This is a genomic window from Vibrio sp. Y51_MX_L26 (assembly GCF_024181935.1).
Taxonomy (GTDB): Bacteria; Pseudomonadota; Gammaproteobacteria; order Enterobacterales; family Vibrionaceae; genus Vibrio; species Vibrio diabolicus.
The window spans coordinates 60,224-81,488 of record NZ_JAMZAS010000016.1; the positions used below are offsets into that span (position 1 = coordinate 60,224).

23 protein-coding genes and 1 pseudogene are annotated in these 21,265 nt (G+C 45.4%); 18 read left to right on the forward strand and 6 right to left on the reverse strand.

Going from position 1 to position 21,265, the window contains the following annotated elements; translation table 11 throughout:
- Positions 1-5 precede the first annotated feature (5 nt).
- The 6 genes from fliE to fliJ are packed head-to-tail and all read left to right on the forward strand — an operon-like array spanning position 6 to position 5,660.
- Positions 6-362 (forward strand): flagellar hook-basal body complex protein FliE, encoded by a 357-nt coding sequence (gene fliE / locus NL645_RS21695; protein ID WP_005375045.1) that lies wholly within the window; start codon positions 6-8, stop codon positions 360-362.
- 3 nt (positions 363-365) lie between these two features.
- Positions 366-2,114: a flagellar basal-body MS-ring/collar protein FliF gene (fliF, locus tag NL645_RS21700; RefSeq protein ID WP_031780427.1), complete on the forward strand. Its 1,749-nt coding sequence runs from the start codon at positions 366-368 to the stop codon at positions 2,112-2,114.
- Complete coding sequence (locus tag NL645_RS21705) at positions 2,083-3,096, forward strand: flagellar motor switch protein FliG (RefSeq protein WP_005394839.1); 1,014 nt, start codon at positions 2,083-2,085, stop codon at positions 3,094-3,096. Before fliF ends, NL645_RS21705 begins: the two co-directional genes overlap by 32 nt.
- A 4-nt stretch (positions 3,097-3,100) precedes the next feature.
- Entirely contained in the window at positions 3,101-3,856 is a 756-nt protein-coding gene (fliH, locus tag NL645_RS21710; protein ID WP_005394841.1) for a flagellar assembly protein FliH, read from the forward strand.
- Complete coding sequence (gene fliI / locus NL645_RS21715; protein WP_005394843.1) at positions 3,849-5,195, forward strand: flagellar protein export ATPase FliI; 1,347 nt, start codon at positions 3,849-3,851, stop codon at positions 5,193-5,195. The genes fliH and fliI overlap by 8 nt, the downstream gene beginning before the upstream one ends.
- 24 nt (positions 5,196-5,219) lie before the next feature.
- On the forward strand, positions 5,220-5,660 hold the full coding sequence (gene fliJ, locus NL645_RS21720; RefSeq protein WP_253652389.1) for a flagellar export protein FliJ: 441 nt from the start codon (positions 5,220-5,222) through the stop codon (positions 5,658-5,660).
- Between the two features lie 13 nt (positions 5,661-5,673).
- Here fliJ and NL645_RS21725 read toward each other — a convergent pair whose 3' ends face one another.
- The gene (locus tag NL645_RS21725) at positions 5,674-6,678 is read right to left on the reverse strand and encodes a trypsin-like serine protease (protein WP_253652390.1); all 1,005 of its coding nucleotides are present in this window, start codon (positions 6,676-6,678) and stop codon (positions 5,674-5,676) included.
- Positions 6,679-6,827: 149 nt separating this feature from the next.
- A complete protein-coding gene (locus tag NL645_RS21730; RefSeq protein ID WP_006741976.1) occupies positions 6,828-7,718 on the reverse strand; it encodes a LysR substrate-binding domain-containing protein in 891 nt (296 codons plus the stop codon).
- Between the two features lie 129 nt (positions 7,719-7,847).
- Here NL645_RS21730 and NL645_RS21735 point away from each other — a divergent pair, with 129 nt between their 5' ends.
- The 5 genes from NL645_RS21735 to NL645_RS21755 all read left to right on the forward strand — a co-directional run bounded on the left by NL645_RS21735 (position 7,848) and on the right by NL645_RS21755 (position 11,240).
- Positions 7,848-8,771: a DMT family transporter gene (locus NL645_RS21735; RefSeq protein ID WP_253652391.1), complete on the forward strand. Its 924-nt coding sequence runs from the start codon at positions 7,848-7,850 to the stop codon at positions 8,769-8,771.
- 99 nt (positions 8,772-8,870) lie between these two features.
- Complete coding sequence (locus NL645_RS21740) at positions 8,871-9,317, forward strand: SRPBCC domain-containing protein (protein ID WP_005394850.1); 447 nt, start codon at positions 8,871-8,873, stop codon at positions 9,315-9,317.
- 83 nt (positions 9,318-9,400) lie between these two features.
- Complete coding sequence (locus tag NL645_RS21745; protein ID WP_047009782.1) at positions 9,401-10,153, forward strand: phosphatase; 753 nt, start codon at positions 9,401-9,403, stop codon at positions 10,151-10,153.
- 155 nt (positions 10,154-10,308) lie between these two features.
- On the forward strand, positions 10,309-10,698 hold the full coding sequence (locus NL645_RS21750) for a cytochrome b562 (RefSeq protein ID WP_005394852.1): 390 nt from the start codon (positions 10,309-10,311) through the stop codon (positions 10,696-10,698).
- A gap of 176 nt (positions 10,699-10,874) precedes the next feature.
- Positions 10,875-11,240, forward strand: a complete 366-nt coding sequence (locus tag NL645_RS21755) for a hypothetical protein (RefSeq protein ID WP_253652392.1) — start codon at positions 10,875-10,877, stop codon at positions 11,238-11,240.
- Here the strand turns inward: NL645_RS21755 and NL645_RS21760 are convergent.
- From NL645_RS21760 to NL645_RS21770, 3 genes are all read right to left on the reverse strand, one after another.
- Positions 11,220-11,603 carry a VOC family protein gene (locus tag NL645_RS21760; protein ID WP_253652393.1) on the reverse strand — a complete coding sequence of 128 codons (384 nt, stop codon included), beginning with the start codon at positions 11,601-11,603 and terminating at the stop codon, positions 11,220-11,222. The genes NL645_RS21755 and NL645_RS21760 overlap by 21 nt on opposite strands.
- 11 nt (positions 11,604-11,614) lie before the next feature.
- On the reverse strand, positions 11,615-12,544 hold the full coding sequence (locus NL645_RS21765; RefSeq protein ID WP_042601221.1) for a LysR family transcriptional regulator: 930 nt from the start codon (positions 12,542-12,544) through the stop codon (positions 11,615-11,617).
- A 77-nt stretch (positions 12,545-12,621) separates the two neighbouring features.
- Positions 12,622-13,095 (reverse strand): hypothetical protein, encoded by a 474-nt coding sequence (locus tag NL645_RS21770; protein ID WP_104973108.1) that lies wholly within the window; start codon positions 13,093-13,095, stop codon positions 12,622-12,624.
- A gap of 288 nt (positions 13,096-13,383) precedes the next feature.
- Here NL645_RS21770 and NL645_RS21775 point away from each other — a divergent pair, with 288 nt between their 5' ends.
- From NL645_RS21775 to NL645_RS21790, 4 genes are all read left to right on the forward strand, one after another.
- Entirely contained in the window at positions 13,384-14,067 is a 684-nt protein-coding gene (locus NL645_RS21775; RefSeq protein WP_253652394.1) for a spondin domain-containing protein, read from the forward strand.
- Between the two features lie 9 nt (positions 14,068-14,076).
- Positions 14,077-14,772 (forward strand): spondin domain-containing protein, encoded by a 696-nt coding sequence (locus tag NL645_RS21780; protein WP_253652395.1) that lies wholly within the window; start codon positions 14,077-14,079, stop codon positions 14,770-14,772.
- A 146-nt stretch (positions 14,773-14,918) separates the two neighbouring features.
- Complete coding sequence (locus tag NL645_RS21785) at positions 14,919-15,650, forward strand: response regulator transcription factor (RefSeq protein ID WP_253652396.1); 732 nt, start codon at positions 14,919-14,921, stop codon at positions 15,648-15,650.
- 114 nt (positions 15,651-15,764) lie between these two features.
- The gene (locus NL645_RS21790; protein WP_253652397.1) at positions 15,765-17,138 is read left to right on the forward strand and encodes a sensor histidine kinase KdpD; all 1,374 of its coding nucleotides are present in this window, start codon (positions 15,765-15,767) and stop codon (positions 17,136-17,138) included.
- Positions 17,139-17,168: 30 nt separating this feature from the next.
- On the opposite strand, the gene NL645_RS21795 is transcribed toward NL645_RS21790, so the two are convergent.
- Entirely contained in the window at positions 17,169-17,684 is a 516-nt protein-coding gene (locus tag NL645_RS21795) for a superoxide dismutase family protein (RefSeq protein WP_005394862.1), read from the reverse strand.
- A 541-nt stretch (positions 17,685-18,225) separates the two neighbouring features.
- Between NL645_RS21795 and NL645_RS21800 the strand changes: the two genes are divergently transcribed.
- The 3 genes and pseudogenes from NL645_RS21800 to NL645_RS21810 all read left to right on the forward strand — a co-directional run.
- Entirely contained in the window at positions 18,226-19,635 is a 1,410-nt protein-coding gene (locus NL645_RS21800; RefSeq protein ID WP_006741963.1) for an aminotransferase class V-fold PLP-dependent enzyme, read from the forward strand.
- A 62-nt stretch (positions 19,636-19,697) separates the two neighbouring features.
- A complete protein-coding gene (locus NL645_RS21805; RefSeq protein ID WP_005394865.1) occupies positions 19,698-20,630 on the forward strand; it encodes a transporter substrate-binding domain-containing protein in 933 nt (310 codons plus the stop codon).
- Positions 20,627-21,166, forward strand: a pseudogene (locus tag NL645_RS21810) (GGDEF-domain containing protein); the annotation flags it as partial. The gene NL645_RS21805 and the pseudogene NL645_RS21810, both read left to right, overlap by 4 nt.
- Positions 21,167-21,265 lie beyond the last annotated feature (99 nt).

Genomic DNA, 21,265 nt, shown 5'->3' on the forward strand with positions numbered 1-21,265 from the left:
AATAGATGGCAAGTCAACCTACTCATGCGGTCTCGGCAGAGCAACTTATGTTGTCAAAAATGCAGGCGATGCAGGCACAAGTGCAGCCGCCAGAGTTTATCGTGAGTGCAAATCCTTTAGATCAACAATCACTAAACGCACCATTATCGTTCTCACAAGCGATGACAAATGTGTTGGATACAGTGAATCAACATCAATCAGTGGCTAGTCAAAAAATGACGGCCGTAGAAACAGGAAAAAGTGATGACCTAGTTGGTGCGATGGTCGCTAGCCAAAAAGCCAGCTTATCATTTAATGCTTTGATGCAAGTGCGCAACAAAGTCGTGACCTCATTTGAAGATATTATGAAGATGCCGGTGTAATTCATGTCAGAACTAACCCCCCAAGTCGCCGGAAATACAGCCATGACCTCCGGCTCAGCACAGACATTTTCTACTGCGAATAGCATGGACGATGTAACAACGAAGCTGAAGCAAATCTGGTCGAGTAGCCAGAGAAACCTAGTGTTATCTGCCGTACTCGCTGCGATTGTTGCGGCAATCATTGTGGTCGCTCTTTGGAGCTCCTCACAAAGCTTCCGTCCACTGTATAGCCAACAAGAACGTTTTGATATCGGAGAGATTGTCTCGGTATTAGAAAGTGAAGGTGTGAGCTACCGTATGCAAGAGCAAAATGGCCAAGTTCTTGTGCCAGAAGGCGAAGTTGCGAAAGTTCGTATGTTGCTTGCGTCAAAAGGTGTTAAAGCCAAACTGCCGACAGGTTTGGATTCGCTTAAAGAAGACAGCTCTCTCGGTACAAGCCAATTTATGGAAACGGCGCGTTACCGTCATGGTTTAGAAGGTGAGTTAGTACGCACTATCATGTCTCTGAATTCAGTGGCGAATGCGCGTGTTCACTTAGCTATTCCTCGTCAAACCTTATTTGTTCGTCAAAACAGCGAGAACCCTTCAGCATCAGTGATGCTTGAGCTGAAACCTGGCGAAGACCTCAAGTCTGAGCAAGTTGAAGCAATCATCAACCTAGTGGTTGGTAGCGTGACGGCGATGAAGCCTGAATTTGTATCTGTTATCGACCAATATGGCCGTTTACTCAGTGCAGATGTTGCTTCGGCGGAAGCAGGTAAAGTCAATGCAAAATACCTTGAATATCAAAAGAACGTTGAGAAGCAGATCATTCAACGCGCAGCAGACATGCTTACGCCAATTGTGGGTCCGAGTAACTTCCGTGTGCAAGTCGCTGCTGATATGGACTTTAGCCAAGTTGAAGAAACGCAAGAGATTTTGGATAACGCACCTGTCGTACGTAACGAGCACACCATTCACAACAACTCAGTTGACCAAATTGCGCTAGGCGTACCAGGTTCTCTAAGCAACCAACCGCCGGTAACTGGTGAAGAAGTAGAAACGAACGATAGCCAAAACACCAACGCACGCTCTGAAGTAAACCGTCAGTATGCAGTGGGGAGTAGTGTTCGTCGTACTCAATACCAACAAGGTCAAATTGAGAAAATGAGCGTGTCGGTACTGTTGAACTCGAAAGCCTCTCCGGATGGTGTTGCTTGGAGTGAAGCAGATAAAGAGCAGATTTCAAATATGATCATGGATGCTGTCGGTATTTCTGCGGCACGAGGTGACAGCTTAAGCTTGATGAGTTTCAACTTCACTCCAATTGAAATTGATGCGCCTCCTGCGCTGCCGTGGTGGCAAGACCCTACAGTACAGCAGCCAATACGTTACGTTATCGGTGGTTTGTTAGGCTTGGCGATGATCTTCTTCGTACTACGCCCATTGATCATGCACCTCACAGGCGTTGATAAGCCAGTACCAGAGTTAGACTTTGCAGAGCCGCAAGAAGAGCCTGATTATGACAACCTGCAAACGCGTGAAGAGCGTGAGCATGAAGAAGTGCTTGATCGCCGTCTATCAGAAAAAGGTATCTCAGCCTCTTCCGGCTTAGATGTAAACAGCGACATGCTGCCTCCAGCCGGTTCGCCACTAGAGATTCAATTGAAACACCTACAGCTTATTGCCAATGAAGAGCCAGAGCGCGTAGCCGAAATACTGAAACAATGGGTAAACATCAATGAACACAGTTCCATCAAAGCAGACGCTTAGTTATGTAGAACAAACCGCGCTTGTGCTATTAGGCATGGGCGAGGATGCCGCTGCGAAGGTTTTACAGCACTTTAGCCGTGATGAAACCCAGCGGGTGACTCGTGCAATGGCGAAGTTGAATGGCATTAAGAGCGATTCCGCTCGCGGCGTTATTCAAACTTTCTTTGAAGACTTTCGTGAGCACAGTGGCATTCGTGGAGCTTCTAAAGAATATTTGTCTAATACGCTACGTAAAGCATTGGGTAATGATTTGGCAAAAGGGCTGCTGAATACGCTGTATGGTGATGAAATTCGCAACAATATGCAGCGCTTACAGTGGGTAGAAGCAGAAACGCTTGCTCGTTTCATTGTGAATGAGCACCCGCAAATGCAAGCGATTTTTCTTGCCTATTTGCCAGCCGATAGCTCTTCAGCGGTGTTGAAGCACCTGCCACAAGATTACCATGACGAAATCTTGTTCCGAATTGCTCAGCTGCAAGACATCGATCATCAAGTTGCTATTGATTTGCATGAGCTCGTTGAGCGCTGCATTGAAAAAGTATCTGCAAGCCAAAGCACACCGCTATCTGGTGTCAAGCAAGCTGCTGACATCATTAACCGCTTTGAAGGTGATCGCGGGTCGTTAATGGAAATGCTGAAGTTGCATGATGAAGATGTCGTTAATGCCATTGAAGAGAATATGTTCGACTTTATGGTTCTTGGTCGTCAGCGTGAAGAAACCATGGACATGCTAGTGCAGCAGATCCCACTAGAATTGTGGGCGGTTGCACTTAAAGGTTCAGAAATTACGTTACAGCAAGCCATTAAACGTTCTATGCCTCAGCGTATGGTGAAAGCACTGGAAGACGATATGGAAGCGCGCGGGGCTGTTGCGCTAAGTCGTGTTCAAAAAGCGCGTCAAGACATCATGCAAATGGTGCGTGAGTTGGATGAATCTGGTGAAGTTCAGTTGCTTCTTTATGAAGAGCCAACGGTGGAGTAACGTCATGGTAGAGACAAAATCAAGTACGATGCGACTGCCGCCGAGTGGATACCGTTTGCATCGTTTTCCGCCTTTGGCGCAGCCTAAGGCTATAGAAGACGAATTCGGGCTAGATAACCAAGGTTGGCAAGAGCCGCAAGTTGATATTCAACAGCAGCTTGAAGCCGGTTTTCAACAAGGTTTACAACAAGGGCATGAGGAAGGCTTACGTCAAGGTATCGAGCAGGGTAAGCAACAAGGTCTGCTAGATGGGCAAAAAGAAGGCTTCCAAAAAGGCTTTGTGTCTGGTGAGCAGTCAGGAAAACAGAGTTTTCTAGAGGCGGCGAAACCCGTGAACGAGCTCTTTCATGCGCTGTCTCGCTGGCAAGACGAAAAAGAGCAACAGCAACGCCATATGATTTGTGAGCTGGTACAAAAAGTGGCTCAGCAAGTGATTCGTGCTGAGCTCACTTTAATGCCTCAACAGATCCTTGCCTTGGTGGATGAGACACTGTCTGCCATGCCAGGCAAAGCGGAAACCGTAACCGTGCATTTAAATCCGCAGGATTTAGAACGAATTACTCACATTAATGCTGATCTACCACAATCTTGGAAACTGGTGGCTAATACGGAACTTCCGATTGGTGGCTGCCAACTAGTGACCGATGATGCAGAGGCGGATGCAAGTTGCGACTCTCGTTTAGAAGCCTGTATGGACAATGTAAAACAACACCTTTTGGATGAAGTTAGTATTCCGCAGGTAGAATCAGAGCATGAGTAATACCTTAAGCCATGAGCTATTGAGTGAGCGTTTGAGCGAAGCATTGGCTTCGCTCGATTCAATCCCTGTTGCTCGCGTGACAGGGCGCTTGATTAAAGTAAACGGCTTAATGTTACAAGCCGTTGGGTGCCGGTTTAAACTGGAGCAGCGCTGTCTCGTAGAAACCGCAGAAGGCGACATGATCGAAGCGCAAGTGGTGGGCTTTGAGCACACTATTGCTTACCTAATGCCTATTCGGCGCTTAGGTGGCTTATTTGCTGGTGCGAAAGTCATTCCTCTGGACGGTGACAGTACCGTGCAGTTAAGTGCTCAGTGGTTAGGGCGAGTGCTGAATGGTTTAGGTGAGCCGTTGGACGACGGGGCACCGCTAAAAGGGGGAGATCGTGTTTCACTTGAACCAAAACCGATTAACCCTTTGAAGAGACGTCCTGTTGATACCCCACTCAACGTTGGGGTGCGCGCAATCAATGGACTCTTGACCGTCGGAAAAGGTCAACGCATTGGTTTAATGGCGGGCAGTGGTGTCGGTAAAAGTGTTTTAATGGGGATGATCACCAAAAACACCGAAGCCGATGTGATTGTGGTCGGTCTTATTGGTGAGCGAGGCCGAGAGGTACGCGAGTTCATCGAACGAAACTTAACCCCAGAGGCGCGCAAGAAGGCGATTATCATCGCAGCTCCTGCTGATGAATCCCCGCTGATGAGGTTAAGAGCCACACTGCTTTGTCATCGCGTTTCCGAGTATTTTCGAGACCAAGGCAAAGATGTTCTGTTGTTGATGGACTCTCTCACTCGATACGCCATGGCACAGCGTGAAATCGCTCTTTCGCTTGGCGAGCCTCCGGCATCTCGCGGTTATCCGCCCTCTGTCTTCAGCGTGTTACCGCAACTCCTTGAGCGTGCGGGCAACAGTGAAAATCAGCACGGTAGCCTAACCGCAATTTATACCGTGTTGGCGGAAGGGGACGACCAGCAAGATCCTGTCGTGGATTCTGCGCGTGCTATCTTAGATGGGCACGTTGTATTATCGCGTCAACTTGCCGAGCAAGGGCACTATCCTGCCATTGATATTAATGCGTCTATCAGCCGTTGTATGAGTACCTGTACACAGGAGGCGCATAGCACGATCGCGAATAATTTCCGCCAGATGTACTCAAACTATCTTCAGGTGAAAGAACTGCTGCCGTTAGGAGGCTATCAACCGGGGCAAGATCCTGAATTAGATCAATCTGTTGCTATGTATCCAAACTTACGCGCGTATTTACAACAAGCCGCCAATGAGTCAGTGGATTACCCAACCAGTTTGACCGAGCTCGCGCAGCTTTTTCAAAGTGCTTAACCAAATGGGAGTGGTATCGTTGAGATGAAATCCAAGTTAAAAGCAGTGGGTAAGCTGCAACAAATGGAAGAAAAGCAACGTGATCGTGTGGGTCAGCAACTTGATGCCATGCGCCAACGTCACTCCCATCTTTCAATGCAGTTGGAACAATTGTCAGCATTGAAAGGTCATGCGGGACAATCAACCAGAACTGTTCCAACACTGACAAGCGCAGCACTGATGAACTCTAATCGTGTCGATCAAATGCTGCAAAAAATGCTTCGCCACCATGAGCATGAACAAGCCGTCATGCAAGCGGAATGCGCGTCTGTACAAAAAACGCTGGAGCACAAACACGCTCGTGTTCAAGGGTTAGAAAAAGTGCTCGAACGATGGCGTACTAAGCAAAATTATGAAAAAGCGAAAAAAGAGCAAAAAATAATAGAAGACATCATCAACTCTCGTGTTAAGCGCAAGATATTATGATGTCTTATCGAAGCTATTTGGAGCGCGAATAATTTCTTCGGCGTCTTAGCCAACCAAACCAGCCTCCAAGCATGATCATCCCTGCGCCAAGTGCGCCACCACTACTGCCATTGTCCTCAAAGCCAGATGTGTTGGTATCTTCTGGTTCAAAGCCGGAATCACCTTCACTATGATAATCTTCTGTGCTTGCTAAGAGGGCATTGTAACGAGTCTTCACTCCCGAACTGGTTTGGGCTTCAATCCATGTTGTGTAATTTAGAACCTCAGTAAACACACTCGGAATCGCAGCGGATTCACAAACAGAAGAACCATAGCTTACAATACCGATTTGTTGATACATTCCGTTATTGTCTTGATAGGTGAGAGGGCCACCAGAGTCACCGCTACAAATACCGGTATAACTGCGCTCAGGAAACCCATTGGCACATAAGCTTTCTTGAGCATTAAACCCGGTCACTAAAGAAGCACATTGCGCATCGGTGAGTGGTTTTACTTCCGCCCATCGCAAATAACTTGGTCCATTTTCATCGTTGGTCGAGGTTTGCCCTAAACCGAATATCTGATAAACCGATTGGCTGCTGTAATCACCAAAATCTTGCGGCAACGTAATGGATTGAACGTTGTCGGTGATCGGGTGGGTAAGTTCAAGTACGGCGATATCATTAATCCATAAATCACTAGGCTCGTAATTTGGATGAATGACGATAGAGCGAACATCTTTGAATTCTTCAACAAACACATCATTCATTGTCGGGTTTTTTACTAAAACTCGTAGATCATTGATTGTCCATCCGTCAGAAAAAACACTCGGCTCTACACAGTGAGCGGCGGTTAAAATGAAGCGGTCATTAACAATCGTGCCGCCACAGATGTTGGCAAATTGATTAGCGCCAGTTTTGTGTAGAATGAGTCGTGCGAAAAAGGGCAATTGATTTTGAGTGGCTTGCTGGCCGCCTATGATTGCCGTTGAGATGCCTTGCTCTGAATGAGCGTCTTCACTTTCAGCGACTGCACTCATGGGTACTGCGAGGCAGAGTACGCTTAACCATATTTGATACCGCTTCATAAACCATCCTTGGATGAAAAGTGCTCTTTCTAACTTTATACTAATTTTTCAATGAATGTGCTTAACAAAAGGTTTCTTTAATTGAATGATTGTTGCAACCTTTAATTGAATGATTGTTGCAACCACGAGCGCAGAAGGTGAAACGATTCCAGCTTTAGCTTGTGTGGTGGGCAAACAAAGTAAAACTGTTGGTTAGGATTAATGACGGGTTTACCCAGCTCGATTAACTGGCCATATTTGATGTCATCTTTCACAAACAAGCGATGAGTCACCAATAAGCCTAAACGACGAGTCGTCGCCTGCACGGCTTGTATCGACATATTAAAAGTGATTGGTTTTTTGCTTTTAGGTCGCAGGATGCCAGTCGCATTCTGCCACACGTTCCAGTCATTTTTTCTTCGTTCGTTAGTGACTTCAATGATGGGATACTGCTTTAACAGTTGAGCTATATTTGAGTCATTCGTCTTAGCTATCAATTCAGGGCTACACACCAAAACCAGTTCATCTTCACTGAGCTTTTCACAGTAATAATCTTGCCATTCCTCGGTGTTTCCATGCACGAGGGCAGCGTCGATACCTTCTTGCTCTAGATTAAACCTGCCAGACAGGTTTGATAAACGAACGTCTAATTGCGGAGCAAAGTCCTGCAAACTCGACATTCGCGGAATCCACCAATGCAGCGCCAAGGAATTCACCATATTAAGCGTAATACGTTGCAAGTTTTGGTCTTGGATTAGCGCTTCTGTGGCATCGACAATTTGTTCTAAAGCTGGCGCAACCTTTCGATAATATTTTTTACCGTCAGCATTAAGTTGAACTTGTCTGCCTACGCGATCAAACAGAGGTTTGTTGACCTGAGTCTCCAGTGATTTTATCGCCTGACTCACCGCCGAATGACTCACACTTAATATCTGCGCTGCTTCTGTCATGCTGCCAGATTCCGCCACAGCGACAAATGCATAGATGGATTTTAGAGGGACTAATTTACGCATATTTTAGAAACCGTAACATGATGAGAGATAAGTTAACCTGTAAGTTTTTCTTACATTAATGGTTAATATTACTCGCTATTTACAATAAGTGATATCTCATAAAATACTCCACATATTAAGGAGTATCGAATGAATGCAGTAAATAAATCTATTCTTTTCATGCTGATGTCTACGTTAAGCTTATCTGTTACTGGGTTGTTAGCAAAGCAGTTGACAGGTGAACTTTCCGTCACACTGTTTAGTTTCTTACGCTTTTTGGCTCCTGCACTTATTTTGCTTGTCTTACTTCGTTTCAAAAATCTTACCTTTCCTAAAGCTGGGACGTTAAAACCGATTTTGCTTCGCGCCTTCTGTATCGGCTTATCACAGTTGTGTTTCATCGCGTCACTACAAACGTTAACGCTGGTAGAAGGGGTGGTATTGTTTGCCACTGGCCCATTATTTATTCCTTTGGTTGAAAAGCTGTTTATGGGAGGCCACATTCGCGTTTCAACATTGGCGGCTTTAACAATGGCGTTTACTGGAGTGGTTATGTTGGCGGGAGTTGGTGGGGAGTTTACTTGGCGCTCGGATTTATTACTCGGTCTAGCTGGTGGACTCTTCAATTCCGGCTCTCAGCTTACGCTATATAAAGTGAGTAAAACTGATATGTCGCCATTAGAAATCAACTTTTGGGCGTTTGGGTTTGCTGCCGTATTTCTGTTACCGCTAACGTTGTTTAACGACATCGATGTTTTCCTCAAAGCCAATGTGATGGAATCTACTGTTTCTTCTAATATGCTGTGGCTCGGTGTGATGTCCCTGATGATCATTAACACCCAAGTTTTCCGCTCCAAAGCGTATCAACTGGCAAGCAGCGGCTCTCAACTTGCACCACTTATTTTTACTAACCTACTGTTCACCGCGGTTTGGCAGAGTGCGTTTTTCGATGACCGAATGAGTCAAAGCCAAATTATCGGGATGAGTTTAATCGTGCTCGCAACCATACTGAACACATGTTGGGTTCGCTTTACGGCGCATCGTGGTGGTAGGTTACAAGCGAGAACTTCTTAGCCTGTCGGAAAATAGAGGATTAAGTAAGGCAAATCAGAGGTGAGGTTTGATTTTTTCTGACAATGAACTAGCGTCAAGAAAGGTTCAGGGAGAGAAATAATGCTTACGCTAAATTATTACGTTGAGATTTCAGCTACACCGCAACGGGTGTGGGAAGTGCTAACCGATGCTGAGTTATACAAACGCTGGGCACAGGCTTTCTCACCCCAGTCTCAATTTGATGGGATATGGGAAGAAGGGCAAGACATCACTTTTTTTGATCCCGATATGGGCGGAACGCGAGCGACTATCGATATCGTGCAACCGCAACAGCGCCTTGAATTTCATCACATTGCCATTTTTAATCCGGATAATAGGCAGCAACTGGATGGAGATTTAGCATCTAAGTGGATTGGATCACGAGAGATCTATCAGATCGACACCAATAGTGATCGTTTGTTACTCAATGTCACCATTCATACGCACAGCGACTTTGTTTCTATGTTTAATCACGGATGGGAAAAAGCGTTGCCCCTAATAAAAGCCATCAGTGAGGAGCAAGCTTAAGTCTGATACTCATCTTGGGCTGACGGTACGTCACGTGTAGGTATACAATAGCACGCAAGATAGCGCACCTAAGAGAGTGGATGATGGAATTTAAAGTTGATACCCATACACATACGTACGCCAGTGGTCATGCGTACAGCACCTTGATTGAAAATGCAAAATTGGCGAAAGAGAACGGCTTGGATATGTTCTGTACGACTGATCACGCGGAATCAATGCCGGGCGCGCCGCATTACTGGTTTTTCTCCAACCAAAAAATCCTGCCTCGATTTTTAGACGGTATCGCGATCATTCGGGGTGTGGAATCCAACATTCTTAATACCGAAGGCGACATCGATATTCCGCTGAGTGTCGATCGTAACCTAGATTGGGTTATTGCAAGTTTCCATGAACCTGTTTTTCGTCCTGCAAACAAAGAAACTCATACGGAAGCACTCATTAGTGTGATTCAAAACGGTCGTATTGATGCGCTTGGCCATCTTGGGAATCCAAATTTCGACTTTGATTTTCAGGCCGTTTTAGCGTGCGCGAAAGAGTATAATGTTGCGATTGAAATCAATAACACCACGCTAAAAGGGAATAGCCGAGTGGGTAGCGTAGACCGTTGCCACGAGATTGCACAAATCGGTAAAGATCTCGGTGTCTTCTTCACAACAGGAAGTGATGCACATTTCTGCCATGATGTTGGTAATCTGGATTTGGTTGGAGAGCTAATGGATAAAGTGGGTATCGATAGCAAAAAAGTGATTACTCACACCGCCCAGCAGTTTTTGTCTTTCTTAGCTCTGAGAGGCCGTAAGCCAATTCCAGAGTATGACGACATTCGCAACGCATAAACTTGATTACATTTTAGGTATGCACCTGGCGTAAGATTGCTTTACACTGCGACCCGGAAATACTCAACTAAGCTAGTTTGTCGCCTTTTATGGCGTGGGTTATTTGGGTAAATAAAGCCGACACAGAATTCGGCACTATAAATGGAGAAGTGAAAATGTTACGTCCTTTAGTCCTAGGGTGTGCGATTGCGTTTGGCTCAACATACGCAATGGCGGAAGCGGTTGATTTAAAACAAAACATGAAGCAGATGAAGATGGAATTCAAACAGGCGGCAGAAGCGTCGGATGTTGAAACCATGAAGTCTGCAATTGATAGCTTGCAAGCAATCGTCGAGCAATCTAAGCGCGGTAACTATCCACCAGAGAAATTCGATACCTACTTAGAAGGCTTTAATAAACTAACGGTAACGTTAGACAAGATTGAAGCAGACTTAGACGCTGGTAACCTGCAAGACGCGAAAGCACAATTACGTGAAATTGATAGCCTACGTGAAGAATACCATGACAAGCGTAACCCAAGTATTTGGAGTAAGCTGTTCGGCTAATCGCGATAAAAGCTGACAATAGAATATGAAAATAGCCTGCCGTTTTGGTGGGCTTTTTTGTGTCTGTCAATTGCGTTATTGAAGAAAAGCTGTGAGGTGGCAACCACTTATTGATCCTGTTTTTGAGCTAGCACTCAGAATTAGTTACGCTGAATTAAATTTGTTAAGTCACCGTTATGCGTAGATTAATTCCTTTTTATCGCTCCATGCTATTTGCTAGTGCTCTAAGTTGGGTGCTAGTGACGCTGATGCCTGTTATCAATGCTCATGGTAACAGCATGGGCGTGTGGGCGACGCTATGTACGCTTAATGGTTTTGAATTGGTTCAAATCGAAGAAAGTGACAATGCCGTCAGCCATAAAGGCAAACCTTGTCCGTTTAGCCACTTCTCGACTTTTCATCACGATACACTTCCAACGACACCAATACTCTCAAGACTGAGCTTGGTGATTTCTGACAGCTACGCTTATTTGGCTCTAAGTGTGCGATTTGAAACGCCAGTTCCTCGTGCCCCACCAAAGTTAGCGTTGATAAACTTCTAGCGGCAAGCCATCTGGATCTTTGAAAAAGGTAAACGCTTTGCCTGTAAATTCATCGATGCGAATGGGCTCTACCTCAATTTCTCTCGTCTCTAAATATTCTTTAACATGCTCTACATCATCCACTTGAAAAGCAAGGTGGCGTAACCCCTGAGCTTCAGGAAAGCTCGGTCTCTCTGGTGCGTCCGGAAAGCTAAATAGTTCAACTTGGCTACCGTCAGGCAGAGCAAGGTCAAGTTTGTACGAGTCTCTGGCTTCACGATAATTTTCAGCAATGACTTTTAGCCCTAACAATTCGGTGTAAAAGCGTCTTGACCTTGGATAATCACTGCAAATGATCGCGACGTGATGAATGCCATTAAACATGGTTAGCCTCTTCAAGCATGGTTAGTGTCCTCGGAGACTAAATGCTCCTTAACGAAGTCGATAAACACGCGCAGACGAGCAGGCATGTATTTGGTTTGCGCATACTGCATCGCGATAGCACCGTGGTAGTTACTCTTGATCATCCAGTCCGGTAGCACCTCTACCACTTCTCCTTGCTCTAACGCGTCTTTGATCACGAAGTCATGGAAGATCCCAATTCCCAAGCCAGACTTAACCCCGTTCAAGCGCATTTGAGAATGGTTGACGGCGTAGCGTCCACTTACGGCAATGGAGTGGAACGCTTCTTCTTTAAAGAATGACCAGATGTTGTCTTTGTCGTTCTCGGCAAGGTAAATGCAGTCGTGTTGCTCAAGCTCGGTTGGGTGCTCAGGCATACCGTGTTTGGTGAGGTAATCTGGAGAGGCACACAAAACAAGGTTGGTCTTGCTGATCTCTTTGAGTACCAGATTCTCATCGGGTTTGTCGGTGAGCTTAAATGCGACATCAATGCCTTGGCGGAAAAGATCGATCTCACCATCTGCTGCACGCAGCTTAAGCTGTATATTTGGATAACGTTCTAGGAATGGCAACACAAACGGTTGAAGCACCGAATTAAGAAATGCTTCTGGGGCTGCCACTGTGAGTGCGCCTGTTGGCTCGGCATGATCTTCCGCAGATAGCTCAACGGCTTGCTGCGCGGCATTCACCATTGCGATACTTTGGTCGTAAACCTTTTGTCCTGCTTGAGTGATGATCAACTTACGAGTCGTGCGCTCAAACAATTTGACCGAGAGCGCTTGCTCTAATCGTGTGATCAACTTACTTAAAGCCGATGGCGTCACGCCGAGTTGTTTGGCTGCAGCGGTAAAACTGCCTTCGTTTACCACTAGGATAAACGAAGCAAGATCAGGAAGTAGGGCAATGAGTTTTGGATTAACCATAATTGTTCAGTTCTGCGCAGCGGAATAACGATATTGTCTGGTACGGTTTCACGAGGTTCAAGTGTCACCGTCTCGCTTTAACGATATTTTGCCAAAAATGCATTGAGTGCAGGCAAGCCAGATTCACCAGTATGGTATTGCTGCCAACAGTGATAAATGGCCGTTTCGTGGTCTACAATCAACTCGATAGCTTCTTGCTCAGCGATTGAATACTGCTGTGAAGCTTTCACTTCTTCATGCCACTCTTGATACTTGACCTCATAAGGTTCTACCCACCTCAGAAGAGTCGCCACCAACTCTTGCCATGGTAAATCAATCCACTTGGTTGCATCTGCCAAGCCTTTATCCAGCATCTCGTGGTGTCGACTTTTGATATCCATGCCATTTGTCAGCAGTACAGGTTTGAGCTTTTCTGCGGTGAGCTCTTCTACATCAATTAAGGTTTGCCACAGTGTTTGTTGTTCACTTTGGGCGTAATGGCTCAAGTAGTGGTTGAAAAAAGCGATGCCGTAGATTTCGCCATAGTAGGCAGACAGAACGTTATGAATCATGGTGAGAATCGTGATTTAAACAGGGAATACCGCATTGTAGGAGGGGAAAGCGCGAAGTGTAAATAGCTGATTAAGAGTAAAAAAGTGCTGCTGACAGAATTCGAACAGAACTTGTGAGAATTTTATGAGAATTCGATGAAGTTACTGATAGATTTGCTCGTCATTCTTAGAGGCAAGAACGCAAAACGTTCGAAACGTAATGCTTAACTTACTCAAGTCACGAACAAAGAAGTAAAGCCGTACACATGGGCTTGGGTAGTTCAACCCTCATTAAAGGATGGAATCACAATGAAAAAACGTACCCAACTCGGACTCGTCATGACTTCAGTCGCTATGGCACTAGGCTCTGCATCAGTGAATGCGGCGGAATTGGAAATCACCGTGACCAACGCAACCAAAGGTATCTACTTCACACCACTTATTGTTGCTGCACATGGCTCCGACCTTCAAATGTTCAGAACGGGTGAAGTCGCGACCCCAGAATTAGAAGCAATGGCAGAAGGTGGTGATATCTCTGGCCTTGCAAGCCTCATCGGTAATGCGGGCGGGGTTGTAGTAGAAAACCCAGCTGGCGGTATTTTAAACCCAGGCGTTACGACCACTTTCACCATGGACAGTGGTGACCATGGTTATCTTTCTCTTAGCGCGATGTTGCTGCCAACCAATGATGGTTTTGTGGGGCTAGACAGCTGGAAAATCCCAACTGAAGCGGGAACATACCGAGCAACACTAAGAGGTTATGATGCCGGTACAGAAGCGAACGATGAACTTGCGTCTAGCATGCCAAACCCTCCTTTCATTACCTTTGGTTCTGGCGGTACAGGCGTTGAAGCTGCGGTAACAAATGACAAAGTGCACGTGCATCCGGGTAACTTGGGTGACAGCAACCCAACAGGCGGCATCAGTGATCTAGACAGCAGCAGTCATCGTTGGTTGAACCCAGTTGCGACCATCACCATCGTTGTGAAGTAAGGGGGATGTATGAAAGTCAGAATCTTACTCGTAGCCGCTTCAGTCGGTTTGCTCGCCGGTTGTCCAAGCGATGATGATAACGATGTAGTTAAGTCGTATCGCTACACCGTCAACGTCGCCAATCTAACCGCGAACCAACCTATGTCTCCGCTCGCAGTACTCACTCATAACGGTGATTACCAACTGTTTGAAATTGGCCAAGCCGCATCCGTCGAACTTGAGCACCTTGCAGAGGGTGGCAGTAACGCAGAGCTAATTAATCTGATGAACAGTAATGATGATGTTTACCAAGGCGTATCAGGTAACGGATTGGTGCTGCCGGGGTCTTCAGATGAGGTCACCATCACTGTTGACCCTAGTCGTTACGGTTACTTGTCTGTAGCGTCTATGTTCGTGAACACCAATGATGCCTTTGTTGGCGAAACAGGGCTGTCGCTAAAATCTTTAGCAGTGGGTGAGAGTTATGAAATGAGCATGAACGTCTGGGATTCCGGTACGGAATTGAACGATGAACTTGCCGCAACCATTCCGGGCCCAGCAGGTGGCGGTGAGGGCTTCAATGCCGCTCGTAATGACAGCAGTGACGTTGTTGCATTCCATGCGGGTGTTGTTAGCCAAGATGATGGATTAGCAAACTCAGCACTCTCTGCGAACCATCGTTTCTTGAACCCAGGTGCGAAAATCACCATCACTCGAGTCGAGTAACACAGGCTCCGATGACGTCTCCTTTCCAAAGCGCTTGTAGCCGAGCGCTTTATCCCTCATGGCGTCATCGGAACCTTTTTTGAAAGAATTTCTAATTTGTTCCGGTCATGTGCAAAGTGAGGATACTCGAAGGCAAGGAAAGGACCATGGAACAACAGGCAATCAATTTAGTCGCTAACATCTTGTTGGTGGAAGATGACGATGATTTGGCAGAACTGGTTCAGATGCATCTTAAGTTTCAAGGACACCAAGTGTTGCGAGCAACAAATGTCGCCGATGCTAAAGCGCAATATCAGCAATACTCCTTTGATTTATTGATCCTTGACCGAGGTTTGCCAGATGGTGATGGCCTAGACATCTGCCATTATTTGCGTCAGCAACAAGATTGGAGCCCAGTGCTTATGTTGACAGCAAGAGACGGTGAAATGGACAAGGTTGATGGTTTAGAAGCGGGGGTTGATGACTACATCACTAAGCCATTTAGCGTATTAGAGTTCCAAGCGCGAGTACGTAACGTGCTGCGCAGAGTCAGCCAAACCGCAGAAGCCAAAGTAGCAGATGAAGTCCTCGAAGATGCGATGGATTTTGGTCCACTGAGAATTATTCCGGAGTTGCACCAAGTATCCTTAAACGACAAGGATGTCACGCTCACCGCGACAGAGTTTACTTTGCTGCAGTTTCTCGCGACTCGTCCGGGCAGAGTCTACAGTAAAGATGAATTGCTCGATCACGTTTGGAACACCAGTCATTCTGGTTATCACCACACGGTGTGTAGCACCATAAACCGTTTACGCAGCAAGTTGTCTTTGTCTGATTCTGATCATCACTTCATCCAAACCGTGTGGGGTGTAGGGTATAAGTTTCAACCAAGGCACTAATGCAAAAAAGCAAGTCAAAACATCAAGGCAGACAGTAAGTCGGCAGTTGTTTCACCATCATTGTTCAATCATTACGGTTGTTTCAAAAACATCGCTGTTTAAGGAGGCGATAGGATGAGCTTCAAATCTCGCTTAGTGGTATTTACCAGCTTGTGGTTCTGCCTCGTGGCGGTGGTGATTGCACTGACTTACAATTGGCAAAAAGAAACCATTGAGTTACGCACTAAGCAAAGCCTGCATAAAGAACTAGCCAGTCACATGCGTGACGATAATCCGCTGATGATCGGGACGGATTACAACCCTAAAGCGCTTAAGTCGATCTTTCATACGCTCATGTTGATCGGCCCTGATTTTGAAATCTATTTCCTTGATAGCCAAGGCAATATCACCACCCATGCTGCGCCAGATGGTGCAAAGCTTATGGACTCGGTGGATCTGAACCCCATTCAGCAATTCTTAAACAACGAACCGCTTCCCATCTTAGGCGAAGATCCTCGTAATCGCGGTGAACACAAAGTGTTTTCTGTTGCGGCGATAGAGGAACTAGGCTCTACGGTCGGTTATCTTTATGTGGTGATTGGCAGTACCCGACATGACGCCATTGCCAATGCGCAAGTCGATACCCCTTACATCGCGCTGGCAGGATTGGTCTTAGTGTCCATTTTAGGCTTTGCTCTCGGGGCTTATGTGCTGGTCAAACGTAGCCTATTGAACCCGATTGAGCGTGTGACCAAGCAACTTCAACAGCAAGCCGAACATGATTTTCACCTGCAACCTGACTTTACTTACCAAGTGCCGGAGCTCGTGCCGATTGCGCACTCTTATCAGATGATGGCGAAGCACATTCAGCAGCAGTTTTTACAGTTGGAGTATCAGTCTTCTCATCGCCGTCAAAGCTTATTGCAGCTCAGTCATGACTTAAAAACGCCGTTATCGAGCGTGCTTGGCTATCTGGAAACGTGGCGTTTGCAGCATCCGGAATCCGATCCGCTGATTGATGTCGCGTTCCGAAATTGTGAGAAGCTCTCAACTCAATTGCATTCTTTATTAGACGCCGCGCGTAAAGAGGAACCAATGCCAAACTACGAGTACCGCCCCATAGATCTTGGCGCGTTGATGGCAGAATGTGCCGAGACGATGCAGAGCCAGTTTTCTCGTAAGGAAGTGGTGTTGAAAGTGGATATGGATAGCAAGATCCAAACTGTGGGTGACAAAGGACTCTTAGAGCGGTTGGTATTGAACCTGCTTGAAAATGCGTTGCGCCACAGCCCAATCGGCTCGGAAGTGCATTGCCAAGCGCATTTGAGTGAGGATAAGTCGCGAATCCTGTTCACTTTTGTCAATCGAATTGATAAAGATGCCGTCGGGGGCGCATTAGGAATTGGTACAAAGATAGTGCAGTCAATTTTAATGTTGCACCACAGCTACTTAGAGACGTGTGAGACGGACACTGAGTATCAACAAAAATTCGCACTTCTCGCTGCCTGAGGAGAAGCGCGAATTTGGCTTATCGAATGACTACTTAATAACGCCACATACAACGCGCGCACCGCCGCCGCCTAATTTAGCAGGATGGTCGGAATGATTGTCACCACCAGCATGAATCATTAATGCTCGACCTTTTAAATCTGATAATTTTAGGCGAGGCGCGACAACGGGCTGATTGGCATTGCCATCCATGTCCACATAGAGTGGAGGCAGGTCACCTAAATGATTGTCATCGGTCCAAGGGTAGCCATGTTTCCCTGTGTTGCTGGGGTCATAGTGACCACCTGCTGCACCGCCAAGGACGGTTTTGCCATTCTTCTCCGCGCTATCGCACGATGGATTGGTGTGAACATGGAAACCGTGCACCCCTGATGACAAACCTGATAACTGAGGCATAAATACCACGCCATAGTCACTTTGTGAAATCTCAATGGTGCCAGCGCTCTTCTTGCTGTTGAGATCGGTCATCGCGACAGTCTGCGCAAGTACGTTAGGAGCGGCTACGAGAGTGGCAGCAACTGAAATGCATAGCAATCCTTTTAACATGGGACTTCCTTCTTTTTGGTTGTACGCTCAAGCACATATTAGTGAAAACTTCTCTTCCTTATGTCTGTTGAGCGGTGGGTTTATGTCAGAGAGTGATGTGTCTCACTCTATGGTCTTAAACTGGTATCTATCTGCGAAACCAGCTCTCCATTATTACGACTTAACATATTGAGATTGTTCAGATATAAAAAGAATAGACGTCAATCAAAAAATAACCTGAATATTTTTAAATTAACGCAAAGTTAAATTTTTAATGACTTTATAACAAAGCTCATAATTGTTTTATAAAGAAGTTGTCGGAATTGTCTTCTATAAAAAGTAATCAATTTAATGAATATTTTAATGTGAATATGGTTGTTTATAGGTTTGTGGTCAAACTGTTGCTTATATCATCAAATAAGATAAAAAATTGGAACTAAAGTCACTTAATGGCAGAGGAAAAAATTAAACTCTGGTTTTAATGGGTAATAATGTTTTAGTAACAGATAGTTACGCACTTAAAATTAATAATATGGCTAATTTCCGACAAGGATTGAAAAAGATGAAAGACAAGGAATCTATTCAGACTAATAGCAGCCGCCGTAATTTTCTGAAAGGCGCAACAGGAGCTGTTGTTGCTGGTGTGAGTGCTTCCGCTTTCTCGGGCGCAGTTCAAGCACGAGAACAGAAAATTGATTGGAGCAGCCGCGGGCTAGGTAGAAAACACGATAAGCGCTTTTGGCGTAAAGTGCAACGACAGTTCGTTTTGGATAAACGTACGACTTACATGAACATTGGCACAACGGGTTCTATGCCAAGGCAAGTTCTTCAAGATTATGAGCATAACAACAAGTTGGTGGCTAAGTATCCTTGGGATATGAAGGGCAAATTTGGCTCTTGGCCTTATGTCTCTGAGATGGTTCAAGAAGTAGCGCCTGGCTTTGGTGCTAACCCAGAAGAAATCATTCTCAGCCGCAATACTACTGATGGTCTATGTTCGATCATTAACGGCTTACACTTTGAACCAGGCGATGTGATTCTAACGACGCACCATGAGCATATGGCTGCAACATCACCGATGAACGTCGCAAAGCATCGTTTTGGCGTCGATGTTGTTGAAATTCAACTACCGGTATTTACTGGTACTGAAGACGTTTCTGAACAAGATTACATCCAAGCTTTCCGCGACGCGCTTGATGCGCATCAAAACGTTCGCCTCATCATGTTCTCTCATATCACCTATAAAACGGGAACGGCGTTACCAGCCAAAGCCATTTGTGCTTTAGCGAAAGAATATGGTGTGCCTACGCTTGTAGATGGAGCGCATACTGTCGGTATGTTTGACCTCGATTTCCATGATATGGATTGTGATTTCTATGCAGGTTCTGGCCACAAATGGCAGTGTGGTCCTGGCGCAACCGGTATTTTGTACGTACGTGATAACGCCAATCGCTTGAATGAGTATTGGAGTGATCGTGAAAACCCGTTGTGGTTGATCAACTCTTCACTTTCTCATGCTGATTACTTAGGCAAACAATTACAGATGCAGTACATCGGGAACGACAACTATCCTGCGAAACAAGCGTTAGTTGATAGCTGTAAAATGTGGGATGAGATTGGTCGTGACCGCATTGAGGAACGTGTTCTAAGTCTTGGTAGTTTGTGTAAAACCTTACTTCAAGAGTACTTGCCACAAGCCCAAATGTACTCACCAAACGTGGAAGGTTTAACGAGTGGCTTAACCACAGTTAACCCATTCTCTGATGTGACGAATGAAGACATATTGACTGAATTCAGAGATCGTCTGCGTGAAGAATATGGCTACATCATTCGAACAACCAGCTTTAAGCTGCATAAAGATGATGACTTTGATACTTACGCACTCCGTATCTCCACGCACTTGTTCCATGACGAGCAGGATGTTGAAGGGCTCGTGGTGGCGATGACGAATTTATATTACTCGTCGTTCTAACATCGTTGTTTATCACTTAAGCGCCCGTTATTGGGCGCTTTGTGAAAGGTAAGGATATTATTATGTCAGTCAAAACATTCAAAAGAACTTTAGCGGCGATGGCGCTTATGGCGGCCTCTGTTATGTCCTCTTCCGCTTGGTCAGACGACTTACAACAGATCCGTGATCGCGGAGTGTTGCGCCATATTGGTGTGCCGTACGCTAACTTCGTTTCTTATATTGAACAAGGTGAAGTGGAAACCTTGACTGGCTTAGATGTAGAGATAGTAAAAGGCTTTGCCAAGTCGTTGGGCGTTAAGTACCAATATGTTCCAGCTCAGTGGAGCGATATGGTCGGTAAGCTGACGGGCCAAGATGTTCAATACCATAATAAGCAAGCCGTTGTGGGAGAAAGTGTTCCAATCGAGGGTGACTTGATCGCAAATGGCGTTACCATTCTTGACTGGCGCTCTGAAGTTTTAGACTTTTCACAAGATTACTTCCCGTCAGGCGTTTGGTTAGTTTCCAGAACAGATTCCACGCTGAGTCCGATTAAACCCAGTGGGTCGGTTGATGAAGATGTAAAAACCGTCAAGCAGCTTATTCATGGTCGCGAAGTGTTGGCGTTGGAGCACTCTTGCTTGGACCCTAACCTTTATGACTTATATGACACAGGCGCAAAAGTCATACTGCCTGATGGGGCTCGTCTTCTTAATGAGATGGTGCCAGCGATAATGAAAAATGATGCGGAAAGCACATTACTAGACGTCGCCGATACGTTAATTGCATTAGAAAAATGGCCAGGTGAAATAAAAGTCATTGGTCCAGTATCCGAAAATCAGAAAATGGCTGTTGCATTCCGGAAAAACTCGCCGGAATTACGCAAAGCATTTGATCGTTATTTAGATTCAATAAAGAAAGATGGAACCTACGAAAAATTAGTAAAAAAATACTATCCATCTATTTACTACTTTTATAACGATTACTTCATAGAAGATAGTAAGAAAACCCGATGAAAAAGGCCGTTAAAAAAATATCCAGTAAAAAATTTATTGCAATAAGCGCAATATTAGTCTCTATTTATTTAGCTATGCTTATTGTTGTGACAAGTTTGGGGCAAAATAAATTAAAAGAATCCCAACATAGGGAACTCGGTTTAAAAGTAAAAAGCTACGCAAGCACACTCGATAATTTATTTACCATTGCCAGTGAGGATGTTGATAATTTATCTACAGATAAAACAGTACAAACCTTCTTTGCTAATTTAGCCTCTGGCATGTCAATGGAGTACGGATTAGGAGCGAGTTTAATTAACTTGAAGCGTCGTTTCGATGAAAAGATAGATGGTAAGTTAATTAATAGCAGCCAAATCTATAAAAAGCTCACACTGGTAGGAAGTGATGGCACAACGATTGTCACGACGGGCTCTGAAGACAACATAGAGCATAAGATGGATATCCAAACCTTAATGACTCAACATGGGCATCCCGAAGAGGTTTGTGCAACTCGATATAACGACGACGTGCGTATTCAAGCCCGAATTCAACTGCGAAGTGCGACACTCGCTAATATCAAGCAGCCAATGCCATTTCTTTAAATACAATTGCTGGCTGCTTGAAGTCTAAACATTTTCTCGGTCGATAATTTATCC